The sequence below is a fragment of the Halobacillus sp. Marseille-P3879 genome (assembly GCF_900240285.1).
GTDB lineage: Bacteria > Bacillota > Bacilli > Bacillales > Halobacillaceae > Halobacillus_A.
The window spans coordinates 1081985-1100192 of the sequence record NZ_OESS01000001.1 but is presented as its reverse complement, the minus strand read 5'-3'; the positions used below and the strand labels follow the sequence as shown (position 1 = coordinate 1100192).

Annotated in this window: 18 protein-coding genes and 1 pseudogene; 2 read left to right on the top strand and 17 right to left on the bottom strand. The window is 44.1% G+C overall.

Features of this window, described 5'->3' with window-relative positions:
- Positions 1 to 178 precede the first annotated feature (178 nt).
- From C1A12_RS05475 to C1A12_RS05455, 5 genes are all read right to left on the bottom strand, one after another.
- Complete coding sequence (locus tag C1A12_RS05475) at positions 179 to 724, bottom strand: hypothetical protein (RefSeq protein WP_101842821.1); 546 nt, start codon at positions 722 to 724, stop codon at positions 179 to 181.
- A gap of 273 nt (positions 725 to 997) precedes the next feature.
- Positions 998 to 3004 carry a transketolase gene (tkt, locus tag C1A12_RS05470; protein ID WP_101842820.1) on the bottom strand — a complete coding sequence of 669 codons (2007 nt, stop codon included), beginning with the start codon at positions 3002 to 3004 and terminating at the stop codon, positions 998 to 1000.
- 57 nt (positions 3005 to 3061) lie between these two features.
- Positions 3062 to 4408, bottom strand: coding sequence for a PTS ascorbate transporter subunit IIC (locus C1A12_RS05465; protein WP_101842819.1), 1347 nt, complete (start codon positions 4406 to 4408; stop codon positions 3062 to 3064).
- Positions 4409 to 4444: 36 nt separating this feature from the next.
- A complete protein-coding gene (locus tag C1A12_RS05460) occupies positions 4445 to 4726 on the bottom strand; it encodes a PTS sugar transporter subunit IIB (protein WP_101842818.1) in 282 nt (93 codons plus the stop codon).
- Positions 4723 to 6765, bottom strand: a complete 2043-nt coding sequence (locus C1A12_RS05455) for a BglG family transcription antiterminator (protein ID WP_200816550.1) — start codon at positions 6763 to 6765, stop codon at positions 4723 to 4725. The genes C1A12_RS05460 and C1A12_RS05455 overlap by 4 nt, the downstream gene beginning before the upstream one ends.
- A 173-nt stretch (positions 6766 to 6938) precedes the next feature.
- Here C1A12_RS05455 and C1A12_RS21500 point away from each other — a divergent pair, with 173 nt between their 5' ends.
- Positions 6939 to 7409 (top strand): HAD family hydrolase, encoded by a 471-nt coding sequence (locus tag C1A12_RS21500; protein ID WP_101842817.1) that lies wholly within the window; start codon positions 6939 to 6941, stop codon positions 7407 to 7409.
- The gene (locus C1A12_RS21495; protein WP_306417000.1) at positions 7333 to 7788 is read left to right on the top strand and encodes an HAD-IIB family hydrolase; all 456 of its coding nucleotides are present in this window, start codon (positions 7333 to 7335) and stop codon (positions 7786 to 7788) included. The genes C1A12_RS21500 and C1A12_RS21495 overlap by 77 nt, the downstream gene beginning before the upstream one ends.
- Positions 7789 to 7817: 29 nt before the next feature.
- Here C1A12_RS21495 and C1A12_RS21330 read toward each other — a convergent pair.
- The 12 genes and pseudogenes from C1A12_RS21330 to C1A12_RS05390 all read right to left on the bottom strand — a co-directional run.
- A pseudogene (locus C1A12_RS21330) lies at positions 7818 to 7895 on the bottom strand (hypothetical protein); the annotation flags it as partial.
- Positions 7896 to 8573: 678 nt separating this feature from the next.
- Positions 8574 to 9692, bottom strand: coding sequence for a M20 peptidase aminoacylase family protein (locus C1A12_RS05440; protein ID WP_101842815.1), 1119 nt, complete (start codon positions 9690 to 9692; stop codon positions 8574 to 8576).
- 92 nt (positions 9693 to 9784) lie between these two features.
- Positions 9785 to 10492 carry an ATPase gene (locus tag C1A12_RS05435; RefSeq protein WP_101842814.1) on the bottom strand — a complete coding sequence of 236 codons (708 nt, stop codon included), beginning with the start codon at positions 10490 to 10492 and terminating at the stop codon, positions 9785 to 9787.
- A complete protein-coding gene (locus tag C1A12_RS05430) occupies positions 10493 to 11074 on the bottom strand; it encodes a cob(I)yrinic acid a,c-diamide adenosyltransferase (protein ID WP_101842813.1) in 582 nt (193 codons plus the stop codon). It lies immediately after the preceding gene.
- A 14-nt stretch (positions 11075 to 11088) separates the two neighbouring features.
- Positions 11089 to 11469 (bottom strand): bifunctional adenosylcobinamide kinase/adenosylcobinamide-phosphate guanylyltransferase, encoded by a 381-nt coding sequence (locus C1A12_RS05425; RefSeq protein ID WP_159462146.1) that lies wholly within the window; start codon positions 11467 to 11469, stop codon positions 11089 to 11091.
- Positions 11430 to 12017 (bottom strand): histidine phosphatase family protein, encoded by a 588-nt coding sequence (locus C1A12_RS05420; RefSeq protein WP_101842811.1) that lies wholly within the window; start codon positions 12015 to 12017, stop codon positions 11430 to 11432. Before C1A12_RS05420 ends, C1A12_RS05425 begins: the two co-directional genes overlap by 40 nt.
- Positions 11990 to 12754 carry an adenosylcobinamide-GDP ribazoletransferase gene (gene cobS, locus C1A12_RS05415; protein ID WP_101842810.1) on the bottom strand — a complete coding sequence of 255 codons (765 nt, stop codon included), beginning with the start codon at positions 12752 to 12754 and terminating at the stop codon, positions 11990 to 11992. The genes C1A12_RS05420 and cobS overlap by 28 nt, the downstream gene beginning before the upstream one ends.
- Positions 12751 to 14223, bottom strand: coding sequence for a cobyric acid synthase (locus C1A12_RS05410; protein WP_101842809.1), 1473 nt, complete (start codon positions 14221 to 14223; stop codon positions 12751 to 12753). The genes cobS and C1A12_RS05410 overlap by 4 nt, the downstream gene beginning before the upstream one ends.
- Positions 14220 to 14753, bottom strand: coding sequence for a bifunctional adenosylcobinamide kinase/adenosylcobinamide-phosphate guanylyltransferase (locus C1A12_RS05405; RefSeq protein ID WP_101842808.1), 534 nt, complete (start codon positions 14751 to 14753; stop codon positions 14220 to 14222). Before C1A12_RS05405 ends, C1A12_RS05410 begins: the two co-directional genes overlap by 4 nt.
- Positions 14750 to 15805 carry a histidinol-phosphate transaminase gene (locus C1A12_RS05400; RefSeq protein WP_159462145.1) on the bottom strand — a complete coding sequence of 352 codons (1056 nt, stop codon included), beginning with the start codon at positions 15803 to 15805 and terminating at the stop codon, positions 14750 to 14752. Before C1A12_RS05400 ends, C1A12_RS05405 begins: the two co-directional genes overlap by 4 nt.
- Positions 15780 to 16739: an adenosylcobinamide-phosphate synthase CbiB gene (cbiB, locus tag C1A12_RS05395; RefSeq protein WP_101843293.1), complete on the bottom strand. Its 960-nt coding sequence runs from the start codon at positions 16737 to 16739 to the stop codon at positions 15780 to 15782. Before cbiB ends, C1A12_RS05400 begins: the two co-directional genes overlap by 26 nt.
- Positions 16739 to 18205: an adenosylcobinamide amidohydrolase gene (locus C1A12_RS05390; RefSeq protein WP_101842806.1), complete on the bottom strand. Its 1467-nt coding sequence runs from the start codon at positions 18203 to 18205 to the stop codon at positions 16739 to 16741. Before C1A12_RS05390 ends, cbiB begins: the two co-directional genes overlap by 1 nt.
- Between the last annotated feature and the right edge of the window lie 3 nt (positions 18206 to 18208).

Here is an 18208-nt window from a genome sequence, read left to right as displayed (position 1 = left end):
GTTGTACTTTCCATAACCCAGGAATCTGCCAAGGAACACGACTCCCGCAGTTCCAGTCACTAAGCTTTTGTTAAGACGGACATCCAATTAAAAACGAGCTAATCCTATAACCAAGCGGCATGATAATTAAGCCCGCAAAACTTTAAACGATTTCTATTATCTTTTTCTTTCCTTCCATTTAAAGGAGTAAATATACTAACGTTCTAGCAGTTACTCCTGCCAACCAGTTCGGCACTCCTGAATTTTGCATTTGTATAGTGAGTACTTCAGTAACATCTCCTTGAGAGTGAGTGACGATGTTTAAGGTATCCATCACAAACGAGTAACCTAGATATTTTTCTAAAGTACTCTTCGCCCCTGCTGATACTGGCAGCTTCTCTACATAGTCTTTTATTGAGGTGTCCCATGCATTTTGGCCGGTGTTTTGCAGATTAATAATCATTTGAGCCCCTGCATTCGAAGCGGATTTCGATGTTTCGCTGTAGGGTTGGTCAGCCATTTGTTTATCATAAGACGGGACCTGTGATAACTGTTCGTCCAGCCCAGTTACAATATGAAGTTCTGTAATTCCATTTTCACGAAGTTCATTCTCAAGATTTACTGCTTCTTGTTGCTCTTGTTCACTTAATGACTGTCGTTCAGCAGCCTGCGCCCCTTCCAATCCTGGTACTAAAGCCATGATTAACGTGGTTATCATAATAAATAGACTGAGCTTTTTCTTCAAAGGAACCTCTCCCTCCCTTCTAGTCGTTGCGAACAAAATATCATAGAATCAGAGAGTTTAACACAGAATAAGGGAAAGTTGGATAAAAATTACCATACTCTTACACATTATCTACTACCTATGACGCATAAGACATTTCCCTCCATAAACAATATGTGCTTGTAATAGTTTGCGTGTTAATAGATTTTACAGCATATTGATATTGTTTCAAAAATGTAAAAATATAAATACCGACCATCGTATAAAAAAATAAGGCAGCTTATTTAGGCTGCCTTATAGATCGATCAATTCCTTAAAATGTTCTATTACCTGTTCCACTGTAAATCCAAACTTTTTAATCACTTCATCTCCAGGACCGGAAGCTCCAAAAGTATCAATACTCATCACAGCACCTTTAGGCCCAGCATACTCGCACCAGCCAAGCTTGGACCCCATCTCTATTGTCAGTCGTGCATGCAAATAATCGGGTAAAACTTTCTTTTGATATTCCGTTGACTGTTTCTCAAACAAATCCCAAGAAGGCATACTGACAACACGGACATGAATACCTTCTAAGGACAGGGCTCCCTGAGCTTTTTCAGCCAATTGCACTTCAGATCCTGAAGCAATGAGAATACCGACCGGCTTTTCCACAGGGTCAGAGAGAATATACGCTCCTCTTTTTAAACCTTGAGAAGCATAGGTTTCTGTACCCTTAAGAGTAGGAAGTCCCTGCCTTCCTAATACAATCATAGTAGGGCGGTCTCTCTGTTCCATAGCTATTTTCCATGCTTCTCTCGTCTCGTTGCCATCTGCCGGCCTGATTACGGAAAGATTCGGCATGGCTCTAAATGAAGCGAGTTGTTCGACCGGCTCATGAGTAGGCCCATCCTGGCCCACAGCCACACTGTCATGAGTAAAAACATAAGTGACCGGAAGCCCCATAAGTGAGGCTAGTCGAATAGCAGGTCGAAGGTAATCAGAAAAAACAAAAAATGAACTGACGAAAGGCCTTAAATGATGGAGAGCCATCCCGCTTGCGATTGCCCCCATAGCGAATTCTCTCACTCCAAACCTTATATTCCGTCCGCTATAGTCGTTTCTTGAAAAATCATGCTCAGCTTTCAGCCTTGTTTTCGTAGACGAATCTAGATCTGCTGATCCTCCAATTAATTCAGTGATAGACTTTGATAAAGTGTTTAATACTTCACTCGACGCCACCCTTGTAGCTAACGTATCCCCTTCGTTGTACTGGGGAAGCGAACCAGTCCAATCTTTCGGAAGTTCTCCATTTATTACTCTTTCAAGTTCTTTAGCTGTTTCAGGATGAGCTTGTTTATATTCCTTAAATAACTGCTCCCAAGCCTTTTCTTTCTTCCTTCCGTTTTCCTTGATAGTATTGAAGTCCTCATATACTTCTTCAGGTACAAAGAAATCCTCTTCAAAACTCCAATTATACGACTGTTTCGCTCTTTTAATTTCTTCAACTCCAAGCGGGTCACTGTGGGCATCACTAGTTCCTTGAATGCTTGGAGCACCGTAGCCTATTATAGTTTTAATCTCAATTAATGTGGGACGCTCTTCATCAGTCTTTGCTTCTCTTAATGCTGCTTCTATTGCTTCTACATCATTTCCATCTCCGACATTTATATACTGCCAGTTACAAGAGGTGAACCTGCTCTTAATATCTTCAGAGAATGATAGACCCAGTTCTCCATCCAGACTGACATCATTTGAATCGTACAAAACAATTAACCTGCCCAGCCCCAAATGACCAGCCAGGGAAGCTGCTTCATAAGAAACGCCCTCCATTAGATCTCCATCTCCACAAATCGTATAAGTATAATGATCAATTACAGGAAAGTTATCTCGATTGTATTTCTCTGCCATATGTCTCTCCGCAACAGCCATCCCTACACTAGAGGGAATTCCCTGTCCTAAAGGCCCCGTCGTTACCTCTACACCTGGTGTTACTCCATATTCCGGATGCCCCGGTGTCTTACTTCCATACCTCCTGAATTCCTTTAAATCTTTGATAGTTAAGTCATATCCCGCCAAATGAAGCAGACTATACAATAAGGTCGATCCATGTCCCGCAGATAGAATAAAACGATCTCTATTGAACCACTTTGGGTTTTCCGGATTTACATTCATTACGTTTTTCCATAAGGCGTAGGCCATTGGAGCAGCGCCCATCGGCATACCCGGATGACCATGCTTCGCCTTTTCAACACTATCAATGTTCAACATCCGAATAGTATTAATGGATAACTCTGACAAATCTTGTGCAGATATAGACATATAATCCCCCTCTATTTAATAATAAAAGGGAGAGACAACCCTCCCTTTTAATTTTAATTAAGCGCTTTTCCTTCCTTTAAAAGGAATGGCCATAAGTGCCAGGATGACAACCAAACTTATAACAATCGCTATCGGGCCTCCATAATTAGCAAGTGAACCGAAGAAAATGCCCCCAACACCAAAGTCAGCATCTGAGAATGTGGTATTGGCAAAACCTAGATCTCCTAAGACCGGCAGTAAAAAAACCGGTAGAAACGAAATAATTATTCCATTGACGAATGAGCCTGAAACAGCTCCCTTGATACCGCCCGTAGCATTACCAAACACACCAGCAGCAGCACCTGTAAAAAAGTGAGGAACCACTCCCGGCAGTATAATAGTACCGCCTGCAATGGCCATTACCGCCATACTGAATAATCCACCTACAAAACTGGAAAAGAAACCAATTAATACAGCGTTAGGCGCATAGGTGAACACAATCGGCACATCCAACGCCGGTTTCGCATTTGGCACCAGTTTTGTGGAAATCCCTTTAAATGCAGGTACAATTTCAGCTAATACAAGGCGGACACCAGCAAGAATGATGAACACACCGGCAGCAAAGTTACCAGCCTGCACGAGTGAGAAGACGAGAAAATTAGTGTCGTCGCTAAGTTCAGCTTCGATATAAACAGGTCCTGCCGCCAGCGCCACGATCATATACATAACTACCATTGTTAGAGCGATACTTACAGTACTATCCCTTAAAAACCCTAGACCTTTTGGAAAGTCTATTTTTTCAGTAGATGTAGAATTTTTCCCTTTAACCGCTTTACCTACAAGAGCACTTAATGCATAGCCTACAGCACTAAAATGTCCCAAGGCGACTTTATCGTTACCTGTAAGCTCGCGCATGAATGGCTGCAGGATTGCAGGGGATAAAGTCATAATGATACCTAGAGCAACTGAACCTGCAGCAATCAGAGCAGCTGAGTCAAAGCCGGCCACAGCCATAATTACGGCAAGCATACAGGCCATATACAAAGTATGATGACCGGTAAGGAAAATGTATTTAAACCTTGTAAATCTAGCAATTAAAATATTAACAATCATTCCAAAAAACATAATCAGTGCCGTATTGGAACCATACTCATTTAATGCCAGTGCTACGATAGCTTCATTATTAGGAACTACTCCAGAAACATTAAAAGCTTCCTGGAACATAGAGCCAAAAGGTTCTAATGAAGTTTCTAAAATTCCTGCCCCAGCGGCTATCACTAAAAAGCCGACAAAGGTTTTAGTTGTTCCTTTCATCGTATCCGATAGATTTTTCCTTTGAGCCACAAGTCCAATCAAAGCAATAAGAGCTACTAATATGGCAGGTTCACTTAAAATATCTATTAAGGTCGTAAGAATGCTGTTCATCGTTCTTTCCTCCCCTTCTTAAATCAATCGATTACATTAAATGAGATTTTTATCTTCAGCCAGCTTTCTGACTTTTTCTCTTAACTCATCCATATCAATGATGTTATCAAGTACTACGATCTCCCCAAGATGCTCTCCGCTTTCCGCAATATCCTTAGCTAAAAAGTAGACATCGGCATCACCAGGTGCGGCAGAACTCAAATCAGAATGTGATACTTCAACGTCTGTCACTCCCAGCTCCTCGAAAGCCTGGTTAATGTTCATCTCCACCATAAAACTTGTTCCTAACCCTGAACCACACACTGCTAAAATCTTCATTTCTCTTCCTCTCCTTCTTTTATAATGTCAATAATCTGCTGAGCAGAATCAGCATTCTTCATTGCCTGCAGGGAATCATCATTTCCGAGCAGCTTCGTTAAATGGGCTAATGCCTTAAGGTGAGCCTCATTATCTATAGCTGCCAGACAAATAAACATATCAATGGGGTGCTCCTTTTGGTCAAGTAAAAAGACAGGCTGATTTGTTCGAAGCAGGGACATTCCTACCTGATTTACACCAGCGTCTGGTCTCGCATGAGGAATAGCAATTCCTTTCCCAATATGAATATATGTCCCAATTTCCTCAACATTTCTGATCATGGCTTCCACGTAGCGATTTTCTATTTTGCCGGTATCCACCAGCGGACGGGCCGCCTTATTTATTGCCCCTCTCCATTCCATCTCCTCATTGGTGAAATGGATCATATCTTCTGTTAATAGTTCTGAAAGCATCGGCTTCTCCCACCTTTGTTCTGTGTTTAAATATATGAGATCCACTAGTTCAGTGAATAACTTCTTTTCATTTTTAATGTCCGCGTTTCTTCTGACAATGTCCATTACCTGATCGATAGTAATATTATCTTCCTGTATGTGAGGGAATTCAGAAGCTACAGCTTGTATTAAAGAGTTTTTTTCCACAATAGACAATAAAGGCTTAACAAGAAACACAGGTTTTAATGATGTTAACTGGACCGTAGAGAAAATTAAGTCATAGCTTGAAGGTGATACATTATGAATGTTCTCCGTTGTATGCATCCTCGAAAATTCTATTGCAGGAAACAGTTCTCTTAATTGTGACCTAAGCATAATGGAAGAGCTGACACCCTTTGAGCACACAATAATTGCCCGGATTTGGTCAGACTTCACTTCTCTGTGTTTCTCTAAATATCCTCCAAAATGAAGAGTAAAATACCCGATCTCCGCTTCACTGATTTTCTTCCCTGTCCAATCGGATAAAGGCTCCAGCGACTTCTCAACAAACTGAAATAACTCTTTATATTCTTCCTTGATCCGGTGGGTCATTGGATTAATTAAGGGGATTCCAAACGTAACCCGAAAATAAGCAGGAACCAGGTGATTAAACAGACTAAGGATCAAATAGGACTTATTCTCTATAGGAAGTAAGGTGTTTCTTTCAAATTCTTCTATGATCTCTTCAGCCAGCTTCATTAAGGAAGAATGGTCCTGGCTTTGCACTACTTCCTGCGAGATTAAAAGCTGTATTGCAATGAAATATTTCTCAGAATCGCAGCCTCCTGGAAATATTCTTTCAGTTAGTTCTTCTGCTTGTTCAAATAGATTCTGCTTCTCCAATATTCTTCTATCCTCAGCAGAAAATTCTAGGGAATGGCTCTTCCCGCGAGCTTTCATAAAAATTAAATGATGTATCATTTCCACTTTTCTGCTTTTCACAAGCTTAAGAGAATACCTATTAATGACTTCGTCCAAAACATTCTGAATAGGGAGGAACTCTTCTTCCTTATCCCACGACTTTAAAATCATCAAAATTATTTCTTTTCCAAGAGGCTGCGAGAGTAAATAATCGATACAGTAAGTAGCCAGCCTTCTTTTATCCATTTCATCCCCTTCAAGACAATAACCTTCCACTCGATTGTAAGAAAGCTGGACATTCCACTCTGCGCAAACATCTTTTGCCTTTTTCACGTCGGCTAAAGCCGTATTCTTACTCACTCCCAATAAAAGCTGGTAATGATAGTTTGAAAGCTCCTCCCCCCTGATAAAAGTGTACAAGTAAATAATGCAGGGACGGTCAGACTCCCCAATTACAAGTTCCTTCCCTTTAACCCCAAGCACTGCCTCTTTCTGTACAAACGATTTTGTGCTTTCATCTACAATAAAAGCCTGATTCTTCAATTGAATCGGAGGAAGGTTAAACTGACTTAGAGTACTATTTGTTTTCTCCAGCAGGTATTGAAATTGCCTGTTGGTAAGATTCATCTCCATCATAATTTCCGGCTTGGTCATTTGATCATACTGCATGATCTTTTCAAGAAACTGATAAGACTTCTGATCGAGCAACGAAAGAACCTCCCTTCCTTAAGCTTTATTGTAAAGCGCTTACAACGCTGGAACAATCACATTTAAACCCAAACTTTGTATCAGATTCATACATTCATTGTGCTCAATTCCAAGTGTATTATGAGTGCAGCCACAGTATACTTTAACTGTGCAACTGTACATTAAGGAGGTATATGATACCAAAAGCTATTGCCCTTGATTTAGACGGCACATTATTAAATGAAGAAAATGAAGTGACGGAAGACCTTCTTACTCTTCTTCCTAAGCTCCAGCAGGTTAGTGGAATTAGAATTTTTGTCGCGTCCGGCCGGACAAAGCTCGAAATCGAAGATGTCCTTCCTTCCTCGCTGAAGGTAGACGGAATGGTTACGGCTAATGGAATGGGAGGATATTCAGGCGCCCGAAAACTATTTGAATACACGCTGGACCCTGAATTAGTCCGCATTGTGGTAGAAGTGGCCCGAAATTATGGTATATACTACGAGGTACATCCGATGAATCACAGTAGTCTAGCTTTAAAAGAAGATCAAAATCTTTTGAAACAAATCGTTCAAGCAGAACAGCCGGATACCTTGCTGGATAACGAACATTATTCGAGGAAGCAGGCTGTTCAGAACCACATCAACTGGGTCCCTCATTTGTAGATATGAATCCATTGTTAAGGTTTACTTTTTCAGCATGAAACCTGGGATAATTAAAGATTGGAAGAGAAAACTGAAGGCTTTTGAAGAAAAACACCGCTTTTCTGTTTATTCCTCCTCTCTGCATAACGCAGAGATTATGGATAGTAAGGCTTCAAAGGCAAGAGGGCTGGAGTATTTACTTCAAGAATTCGGAATATCTGCCAGAGACGTAATGGCTATAGGTGACGGAGAGAATGACCTACCCATGCTGAAGCTGGCAGGATATTCTGTTGCTATGCAGAATGCAGAAGAGATTGTTAAGCAGAGAGTAGATGAAGTAACGAAATTTTCATACAGGCAAAACGGGTTATATGAATTTTTAATGCAAAAAATAAGGTAAATGGCGCAGGGCTCTATTTACCTTTTCAGTTAAAAATATACGGGTTGTTCCGTTCTTGCCGACTCATAAATAGCCTCGAGAACTTCAGTGACCACTAATGCCTGCTCCAATACGAAGGTTCATGGACCACTATCTATCATGTTTTTCGGTAACAACGGTGATAGGCATTATTATCCGTTTGTTTGTATTAAAAGAGCATACAATTAAAGAAAGGCATCTATCAAAAAAATAGCCGCGAACTGTGCAGCAGATTTTAGCAACCAAAAAAGAGTCATGGACAGAACCCTGTCTAACGTAAAAACGCATGAAATCAGATATGAAAATCTTGATTTCACGCGTTTTTTAATGGCTAATAATTGAGTAGTAATTTTCTACTTTTGTCCCATTCTAATATAAGTTATATTTCAGCTTATTTTATCATTTTGACAATCTTCACAAGTTCTAGCATACATTGGCGGTGAGTCAGCAAAAGGCAAGTGGCAGTTTTCGCAGATTTCACCTTCCGTTACTGCAGTACTACGATTTCTCGCTTTCTCTAAAATCAACTGTTCCCCCATTATGTGTCACGCCTCCCTTATCCCATTTTTATCTCTTTCATAAAACTATAAGCATAAGGTACGATTTCCAATCACCTATATTTTAACATAATATTTTTACAATTGAAATCTAATTGTAACATTAGTCATAATTCTACAACATTTGAGGCGTACCCGGTACACCAAATAAATTGTGTGGTACCAGGTACACAATAAAATAAAGCACACCTCCGTTAAAGAAAATGTGCTTCATTGTTGATATGTTTGCAGAACTGCCTGGTAAAGGATTTCTACTCCCTTCATTAGGGCGGATTCATCAAAAGTCATATTCGGGTGGTGGAGACCTGGTTTTAAATCGCAGCCAAGGCCAAGCATTGTGGCTTTTATAGCCGGTCTTTCGATTGTGTAGTAGTGAAAATCATCGCCTCCCGGGGTTACAAGCGGGGAGTGTGAAAAACCTTCACCCAACGCTTCGTTGATCGCTTTATTCATAATACCGATCGCCTCGTCATTCGTTTTTGCTGCTGCAGCCCCGTCTATATTGGTTACATTAATCTCAATATCATATAATTGTTCCAAAACGCGAAAAATACTTTGGGCTTGCTGTTCCAATTCTTGCATCGCCTCATTGTTTTGGGCTCTTAAATCTAGTGAAAAGGTGGCGTTTCCCGGAATAATATTAGTACTTCTGCCGCCTGCATGAAAATTGGTCATTTTTGCTGAATGTGGGACATTGGGATCTAAGTGAATATTGCTGAGCATATTTACGATCTGAGCGCCGATTTCAATAGCATTATGATTCAAATGTGGTCTGGCCCCGTGTGCATCGGACCCTTTGATTTCCGCATTGTACATTTTTACAGCCCCATGAATAATTGCTGGAGAAGCGGTGCCTAGAGAGATTTCCTGCGCCGGCCTCAGGTGAATGCCATATAGATAATCAACATTGTCTACCACCTGTTTCTCAACCATTTTCAGGGCCCCAGTACATGTCTCTTCAGCAGGTTGAAATATAAACTTAACAGCTACTTGATGTTTCAAGTCCGGGTTTTCCTCGAGCTTCCATAAAAGCCCCAAGACCATCGCCATATGGGCATCGTGTCCACATGAATGGTTAGCCTGAAACGTACCATTTACCTCCTGCCACAGCGCGTCCATATCTGCACGAACACCAATTACAGGAAGGGTCCCGTCAAAGTTACCATACTCTCCAATAACTCCTGTGCAGTCGTTAAATGTAGTTACCTTACACCCACTTTCACGTAACAATGATGCAATATACCGAGTCGTTTTATGTTCTTCCCAGCTGACTTCTGCCTGGTTATGCAAAAAATGAAAAGTTTCACGCACCCGCTGCTCAAAATCCAATTTTCATCCTCCTTTTGGTACCAGGTACACTGTATCAGCTTTGGTGTACCGGGTACACTCTTTCACTTTCTATGTACCCGGTACATGTAATATTATTTAATGATGGTTACAAATCTGTGAGCGAGCTTTAGGAGGTCGAGGTCATGGTTTAAGTCGTAGCTTATTAGAAAGCTTGTGGATGGGCCTCCTGATTTTCTTGGATCAAAGGGGAGGGTCCTTTCGCAGGATTCCCATCCATTCCGCTGTTCCAGTTCTCTTAGTGCGGATTCGATACCTTTAGATCCTACAGGAACCAGTTCATGCACCCATTCCTGTTGCCGCATTTCGACGAATAATCCCAGCGGAGCTGCTTTTTCCGAACGTTGTATAACTTCTTCTCCTACAAGAGGTTCACCGATTAAGGCGATGCTACAGCCTTCCGGAGAACAGCCTATCTTTTTCTCCCCCGTTTTCACCCAGCCGATCACCGATAGTCCAATAGCGGATTGATTCATAGAAAAGTTAGATTCAGTGCTTCCGGTAATTGACAGACTTAAGCCAAGGTCCGCACTCAATTCCTTCACCTTGTTTTCTATCTCGCACCACGCTTCTTCTCCTGCAAAATTAAAAACATTTACAGCAAAAGGAGAGGCACCGACAGCTAATGCATCCATGACCGCCACGCGAAACAGGGCTGCCGCTACGACTGAATATGGCACTTGTACCTCGTCGTCTCGCTTCATGCCGATTGCGCCTGTATTATCAGAAGCAATGATAAGCTCACGGCCGTCTGCCTCTTCTACAAACAATGGCAGGCCCACTTATTCGTTCTCCTTCCGCTTTCCGGAACGAAAGACTTTAGCGCTTCTCACATACTCCACGTCTTTCGTTTTATTAAGGACATTGACGTAGCGAGCTAGTCCGAAGAAGTAGTCAGACAACCTATTCAAATACATGAGGCAGACAGGGTGGATCGTTTCCTGCTTCTGAAGGGTGACGACGAGTCGCTCGGCACGCCGTGTAATAGTTCGTGCGATATGGAGCGTCGCTGAGGCGGACGATCCTCCTGGTAAAATGAAGCGCTCAAGTTCCGGGGAATTTTGTATATATTCATCCATGCGCTCTTCCAGCCAGTCGATGCTTTCCTGTTGTAACTTAAAAGGCCTATTGGATTTTTTATTGGCGAGGTCGCTGCCACAGTCAAACAGTTCATGCTGAATGCGTTCGAGTTCTTTCTGAACCTCGTTGAACGGCTCCCCTTCAAGCTCGGTCCGGGCCTTTCCAACGAAGCTGTTCACTTCATCCACCGTTCCATATGCTTCAACACGCACATCATCCTTCTCGACGCGGCCTCCGATCACACTTGTCTGTCCTTTATCTCCCGTTCTCGTATACAGTCTCATATTAAACAAACCTCCTATTTTAGTTGCTGCGCAATACCGTACCAGATTCGATAAACAGACTCGGCTTCTTTTGTAAATTGCTGATAGTAGAATCCTATCTTATCACGCCATTCGCGCATTTCCCTTTCTGCCGGAACAACCCCTCCAGTAATGTCGGTTCCGATGAGGACAAGTTGGTACACGGGGCTGGATTGCTCCCATTGCCATAACTCACGAAAAAATTGGTCAGCATCCAACTCAGGGCTTCCAATAATTTGTTCCACTTGATCCACAATGACGAGATTTCCGAGGTTCTCCAGGCTGTTTCCTTTCCGCAATACCTTCGCTTCACTGCCGTAATGGGTAAGCGCCCAGGCTAATTTGCCGTTATGCGCTCCTCCTGTAACAAAATCCACTCGTCCCCCTCCTTGATCAGCTGTAGATGATAGGCTTCTCCAGGATTGATACTCCATTCCCACATGGAATTTGTCTGTCTGGAGAAGTACTGCATTATCGTACGGATGACACCACCGTGCGTAACTACAGCAACCTTTGAACCGTGATCTGCTAACAGCTCTTCCATAAAATCTAATACTCTTTTTTTAAAATGAAAAAAAGTTTCTCCCCCGGGCGGGGTGACATTTTCTAAGTCATCAATCCAGCTGCGATACTGTTCCTCTTCTTTTAATTCCTCGTAGCTTTTTCCATCAAAATCGCCAAAGTCGTATTCACGTAATGCTTTATTAATCTGCCACGTCCCAGCCAATGCTTCAGCCGTCTCCGTGCATCGTAGTAAATCACTTGTAAAAACAGTCTCGAAGCCAGGAAGCATTTGACTTAAAAGGCGTACCTGCTTTCTTCCTTGCTCCGACAACGGTTCATTCCGCCAGCCTATGTAACGTTTCTCATAATTTGATGCGGTTTCTCCATGACGAATTAAATAAAGATCCATACGATCAACCATAACAGTGTCACCATCCCTTCAAGCGAAGCGCCACAAACGTCGCCGGTAATTCCTCCGAATGCCTTTATAGACCACTCCTTCATCAACCATATTACAGCAAAGACGGCCAGACCAACGGCAGTGGCTGTAAAAATATGTGTGACAAAAGAAATCCCTAGAATAATGAAGAAACTGATCCCGACAAGCCACCATGTCACACTAGGCAGATACGATTTTTGAAAAAAAGCGCTTAAACCATTCTTTTTTGCAGAAGGAGCATGTCCGAGCAGCCCAACCATCCCTACACGTGCCAATGCAGGAATACCAAGCAAAAACCAAAATGCCGCCGTCTCCGCACGCAGCGCTTCGTACATAAACACGAACCGGAGTGCAAGCACGGTGAGTATGGTGAGCACACCAAACGCACCTGTTCGTGGATCCTTCATCACGTTCAACCGTTTCTCCGGTTCCTGATAAGAGAAATAAGCATCTCCTGTGTCCATTAGTCCGTCCATATGCAGACCTCCGCTCAGTACTATTGGAACGATAATTGCGATCATCACAAGGCTGAACAGACTGACAACCGGTTCTAAAAGATCAAACAAAACGAGGTTGACCGCGCCGAATCCAACCCCTATCATCGGCAGCCAGACTAAAGCTGCCCGGACACGGGAAGGGGATGGTTCAATTTGCTGGTGTATAGGGATCACAGAGAAAAATTGCAGTGCGAACATTCCACCGAGGGCAAAATTTTTCATGAGACGGCTCCTTCTGCAATTCTCTTTAAAGAATGTATATCGAGATGTCGCTCTAAATGATCGGCCAGCCGGTCGTAGCGTTCCTGACGTTCGGCTATTCGAGTTACTGGCCGTTCAGGTAAACCAGCTTGGTCTCTTAAACGGTTGAGCCATTCCGTACGCCACTCGTCGTTGTGAAAGCAGTCGTGTAAATAAGTACCGATCAAGCGTCCATTTTCTAAACTGATGCCTTCTAGGCCATTTAATAGATCAAGAAATGGAGTCGTCCTTTCCCCTTTTGTCTGTCCTAAATGAATCTCATAACCGTTCATCGACGATACTTTAAATCCGCTAGCCTCATGCGTCTGCCCCTTAACTCGCATCGTATGTTTTTCTGCAAAAAAGGTCGTTGTTAATGGGAATACACCAATCCCGCCTATGCCCTCTTCATCTTCTGAGTCCTCATACATTGTTTCACATAAAACTTGATAGCCTCCGCAAATGCCTACAATCGTGCCACCCTGTTCCGCGTATTTTTGAACGGCGTCTTTTAATCCAAGCTGTTCGAATGCTGTATAGTCCTCGATCGTACTCCGTGTCCCCGGTAAAATCAGCGCATCCGGGTGTCCGAGACTGTAGAATGAACTTACGTAGCGAATCGATACGTCTGGCTCATATGCGAGGGGCTGAATGTCCGATTCATTGGCTAGATACGGCCAGTGCACTACGGCAATATCCAGAGCTCGTTCGCGTGAAGAACGTACATTTTCGACGGTCAGCGAGTCTTCCCCTTCAATGCCGTGGTTATTCAAGTAAGGAAGAACACCAATAACAGGAATGCCGGTTCGTGCTTCGAGCCATTTCACCCCGTCTTCAAACAGAGTGCGCTCCCCACGGAACTTATTAATGATCAGGCCCTGAACACGCCTGCGGTGGTGAGGTTCAAGCAGCTCTAGTGTACCGACGATGCTTGCGAATACACCGCCGCGATCAATATCGGCAACTAAAATCACGGGCATATCAAGCATATCAGCGATCGACATGTTGACGAGCTCGCGGTCATTTAAATTGATTTCGACCGGGCTTCCTGCTCCTTCAACTACAAGCATATCGTAATCTTCCTTAAGTCTTTCAGCTGATTTTCTGATTGCCTGCTTTCCTTTTTCATAGCCTTTTTTACGATACTCTGAGCCTGACCAGACGGTTTGGCTGACTCCGCGCAGTATAACCTCTGAGCGCTGGTCACTTGTTGGTTTTAATAAGATTGGATTCATTTCAACAGTCGCTTCCACTCCTGCCGCTTCCGCCTGAATACCTTGAGCCCGCCCAATTTCTTCACCTTGTATCGTTACATAAGCGTTATTGGACATGTTCTGGGATTTAAACGGGGCCACTCGAACGCCTTCGCGGGCAAACCATCGGCATAATCCGGTGGCAATCCAGCTTTTTCCGACGTTCGAAGCGGTTCCCTGAATCATGATCCCCTTCATTGGTACACCTCCTTATGGATTATCGGCTCGCCAAATACCATTTCCACTGCTCCGTCAGATTGGTCCACGAGCCATTGATTGACCTTTCCAAGTACGTAGGCATAATCTTTTACAAGCGAGAAAGTTGAAGGCACATCACGACTCACTTCATTGGAAACGACGACAATGTCGCCCGGCTTATGAATCAGTTCCTCAAGCTGCTTAACCAGATTAGCGGTCAGTTCCTCTTTATTCCACCCGACTTGTTTCATCATTTCATTCGTCACCCATGTAGTGATGCAGTCGAGTAAAACAGCGTCCGTGCCACTGAACGTCAGTTTCATAATATCCGTCGGCTGCTCCCATGTCGTCCACTTGCGGGTACTATTTTTTCGATCCTGACGGTGGTGATAAATACGTGCTTTCATTTCTTCATCCGTCACCACACCTGTCGCTATATAATGAAGATCTTCGAGTGGGCTCTTGCACACCAGCTGTTCAGCATAGCTTGTTTTTCCGCTTCTCACTCCGCCGCAAATAAAGATAATCATGCCCTCCACCCCGCAAGCTTTTCAACCAACACATCATTTGCTTCCTTCGTGTTTATACACAGACGGAGGGAGTCCCCGTTTATACGAGGAAAGTTATATGTATGGCGGGCGGCAATCCCATTTTCCAGCAGATAGGGCAGCAATGTTTCTCCTAGCTTTGAACAGCCGCCGAGCAAGTAGTAGTTGACGCTCGTATTCGTAATGGAAAAACCTAGATCGTTTATCTTTGGAAAAATACGTTTACGCTCCGACTGAACAAACTGCCGTGTTTTGAAGCGAAAACGCTCATCTCGTACACATCGTTCCGCTACAACCTGAGCCACTCCATTCACACTCCATGTCGGTTGAAATGGAGCGATGCTCTCAATTATTTCCCTTCCTGCAGTCAGATACCCGACCCGGATCCCCGGTATCGCATACATTTTCGTCAGCGATCGTAATACGAGCAGATTGGAGTACTTTTCTACATAACTCAGCAGCGTAGGCTCCTCCTCAACAAAATCATAGAACGCCTCGTCCACTAACAGATAGGCTTCAATTTCCTGAAGCAGAAGTAAAAGGTCGTTCACCTCATAATGTACACCAGTCGGATTGTTCGGGTTACAAATGACGACGAGATCAGCTTCTTCTGCCTTTTCTACAATTCGCTTCACCGGCAGTTCCCAGTCTTCCTCTTCTGTTAAAAACGCGGACTCTATTTCACATCCGAATGTATGCCCGATCATGCGATATTCGGAAAACGTCGGTTCCACTATGACTATCTTCTGCCCGGCGAAATGCCGGCCGATCAATTGAAGTAATTCAGAGGCCCCGTTGCCGACAAGGAGATGCCGACTATCGACGCCTTCCACTTCAGCCAGTATTTCAATCAGCTGTTTATTGGCAGGATCCGGGTACTGGGTAACGAGAGAAAAATAATCATTCCACTCTTCCTTCAGCCACCTCGGCGGACCAAGCGGATTAACATTAACGCTAAAATCATACGCCACAGGCCGCAGATTTCTGGCTTCTGTTAAATAATGTGGATTAGCACCATGAGCTGGCCATCTCAATGACAACCCCTCCGATCCATAGAAAAATGAGGAAATACAACACCGCTCTCGACATCAGGTTCGTCGATTGCGCGATATGGTAGGCTTGTAATTCTACCCTTGCAAAACCAATCGTCGGTCGATAGGAAGCTTCGCCAAAATAATAGTTTTTCCCGCCAAGCTGCACTCCAAGTAATAAGGCAAAAGCTGCCTCGCCCCAGCCACTGTTTGGACTCGGGTGGCGATTTGCCTGTTCTTTGAGCAAACGTAGTGCCTTTCCTTTTCGGTGAAATGGCGAATGTTCAATTAATAGCAGCAGTAAAGCAGTCAGCCTGGCAGGAATCCAATTCAATACATCATCAAAGCGCGCTGAAGCCCAGCCAAAGTCCTTGTATTGGGTGTGCCGGTATCCGACCATCGAATCACACGTGTTTACCGCCCGGTACAACATCGCAAGCGGAGCCCCGCCGATCAATGCGAAGAACAATGGTACCGTAATGCCGTCGCTGGTGTTCTCCGCTACCGTCTCTACGGCCCCCCTGGTAATCTCGCCTTCCCCTAGCTGCGCCGTGTCCCGCCCGACGATTAGGGATAACTGCTCTCGTGCTTTTACCAAGTCTTTTTTTAAAAGAGGGCTATAGACTTCAATAGCTGCTTGTTTTAGCCCTTTGTGGGCGATGGTCGTCCATATGAGCGCGGTTTCGAGAGCGATCCCGATGCTCGAATGAAGCTGATGGCCAATCCAGACAACAGTCCAGGTCAGCAAAAGGACGACGAGACATACAATGATAAGCATGAAAATGCCTTTAATGCGGCGATACCTGCCCTGATTCCAATTGTTCTCAAGCATTGCGATCAGCTTACCAATCATGACGACAGGATGCGGCAGCCAGCGAGGGTCCCCGAGCCAAAGATCGAGGAGCAAGGCGAACGTTAAAGACAAGAGATGCTCGATCATAATTGCTTTCCTTTTAGTGAATGCTCGATGGCTGAAGCGGTCGCTTCATAAACCGCACGACCAATTCGGCTTCCGAGCTTCGTCACAGGGCCGGCGTACTCAATATGTGTTCCTGTCTGTGTACTTGCAACAAGAAGGCTGTCAGTCGAGGTTCCAGTCGCAGTTGTATTTGTTACAGGGTCAGTGATTTCACATTCTCCGAAAGCTTTGGTCTTGGCTTCCGTAGCGGTAATAACCGCTTGAATAAATGCCTGATCAGAGAGCTCGCCTTCTACGAAAATCCATGTATTGACAGTGCCGGGTGCCGCGATAAAACCGTGCTTTTCACCATGAAGGACGTCCACTGCGTTACTCGTTCCCGCGGTCACAACGACATAAAGGGAAAAATCGTCTTCGATGATGTGTCGGCTGGCATAATTAGTCACGTAAGCCGCCGTCATCATTGCCAGTGTTTCATGCTCGGGAAGCTGCCACTCTTTAAACTTTTCCCTCATGAAAGCGTCAGGCTGAGAACAGTCAAAGCTTTTATCGACGTGGTAATTAACGAAATGGTTATACCAGCCAAACCCGGCTCCAACGACCGCCGAAGAAAAGGTTTTTAACGGCTGACTCGTTTGAAATACTAGTTTTTCTTCACTAACATTAAGTAACTGAGGACCAAGAGCACCATCAGCAGCATAGGGGTAATCCGGCATGACATTCATTTGCGGACTTGCAACCGATGGATTCGCATACACATCAATCGTTGACTGATAAACCTCTTCAAGCAGTGTTTTTTGCATAACAGCATCAGGCGTCCCCATTTTTTTCATTCGACCTTTTTCCATCAGCAGCAACCGGTCGCAATACAGGCTTGCGATATTTAAATCATGGAAAATCGATAACACGGTGAGCCCGCTCGTAAGCGCCAGCTTCTTAAGCTCATCAAGCAGCTGCTTCTGATAGCTAAAATCAAGGTGGTTCGTCGGCTCATCGAGTAAAAGTACATCCGGCTCCTGACTTAACGCCTGCGCTAAATATACTCGCTGCCGCTCCCCCCCACTTAGGCGCGTGATTGGGAGATCCTTCATTTTGCTTAAGCCCATTTGCTGTAAAATAAGATCCACTATCCGTTCGTCTACTGCCGAGGGGTGTTTAAATAAACCGGATTGGTAGGCATAACGCCCCATCATGACGGTTTCCCGGACGCTGTATGTGAAGTAGCTCTGTTGAAGCTGCGGTAGAGTTGCCACTTTTTTTGCCAGGCTTTTTCGATCGTATTGGTCGATCGTGCGGTCATCGATTGAAACGGATCCGCCCCATAAGGGAAGAACGCCGCTCATCAATTTAAACAGTGTCGTTTTCCCGCATCCATTCGGCCCGACCACTCCAAAAAACTCCCCTTTTCTTACGGAAAAATCAACCTGGTCGACAATCAGTGGAGCCTCTTTGTATCCGCCGCTTACGTTTTTAACATCGATCATGAT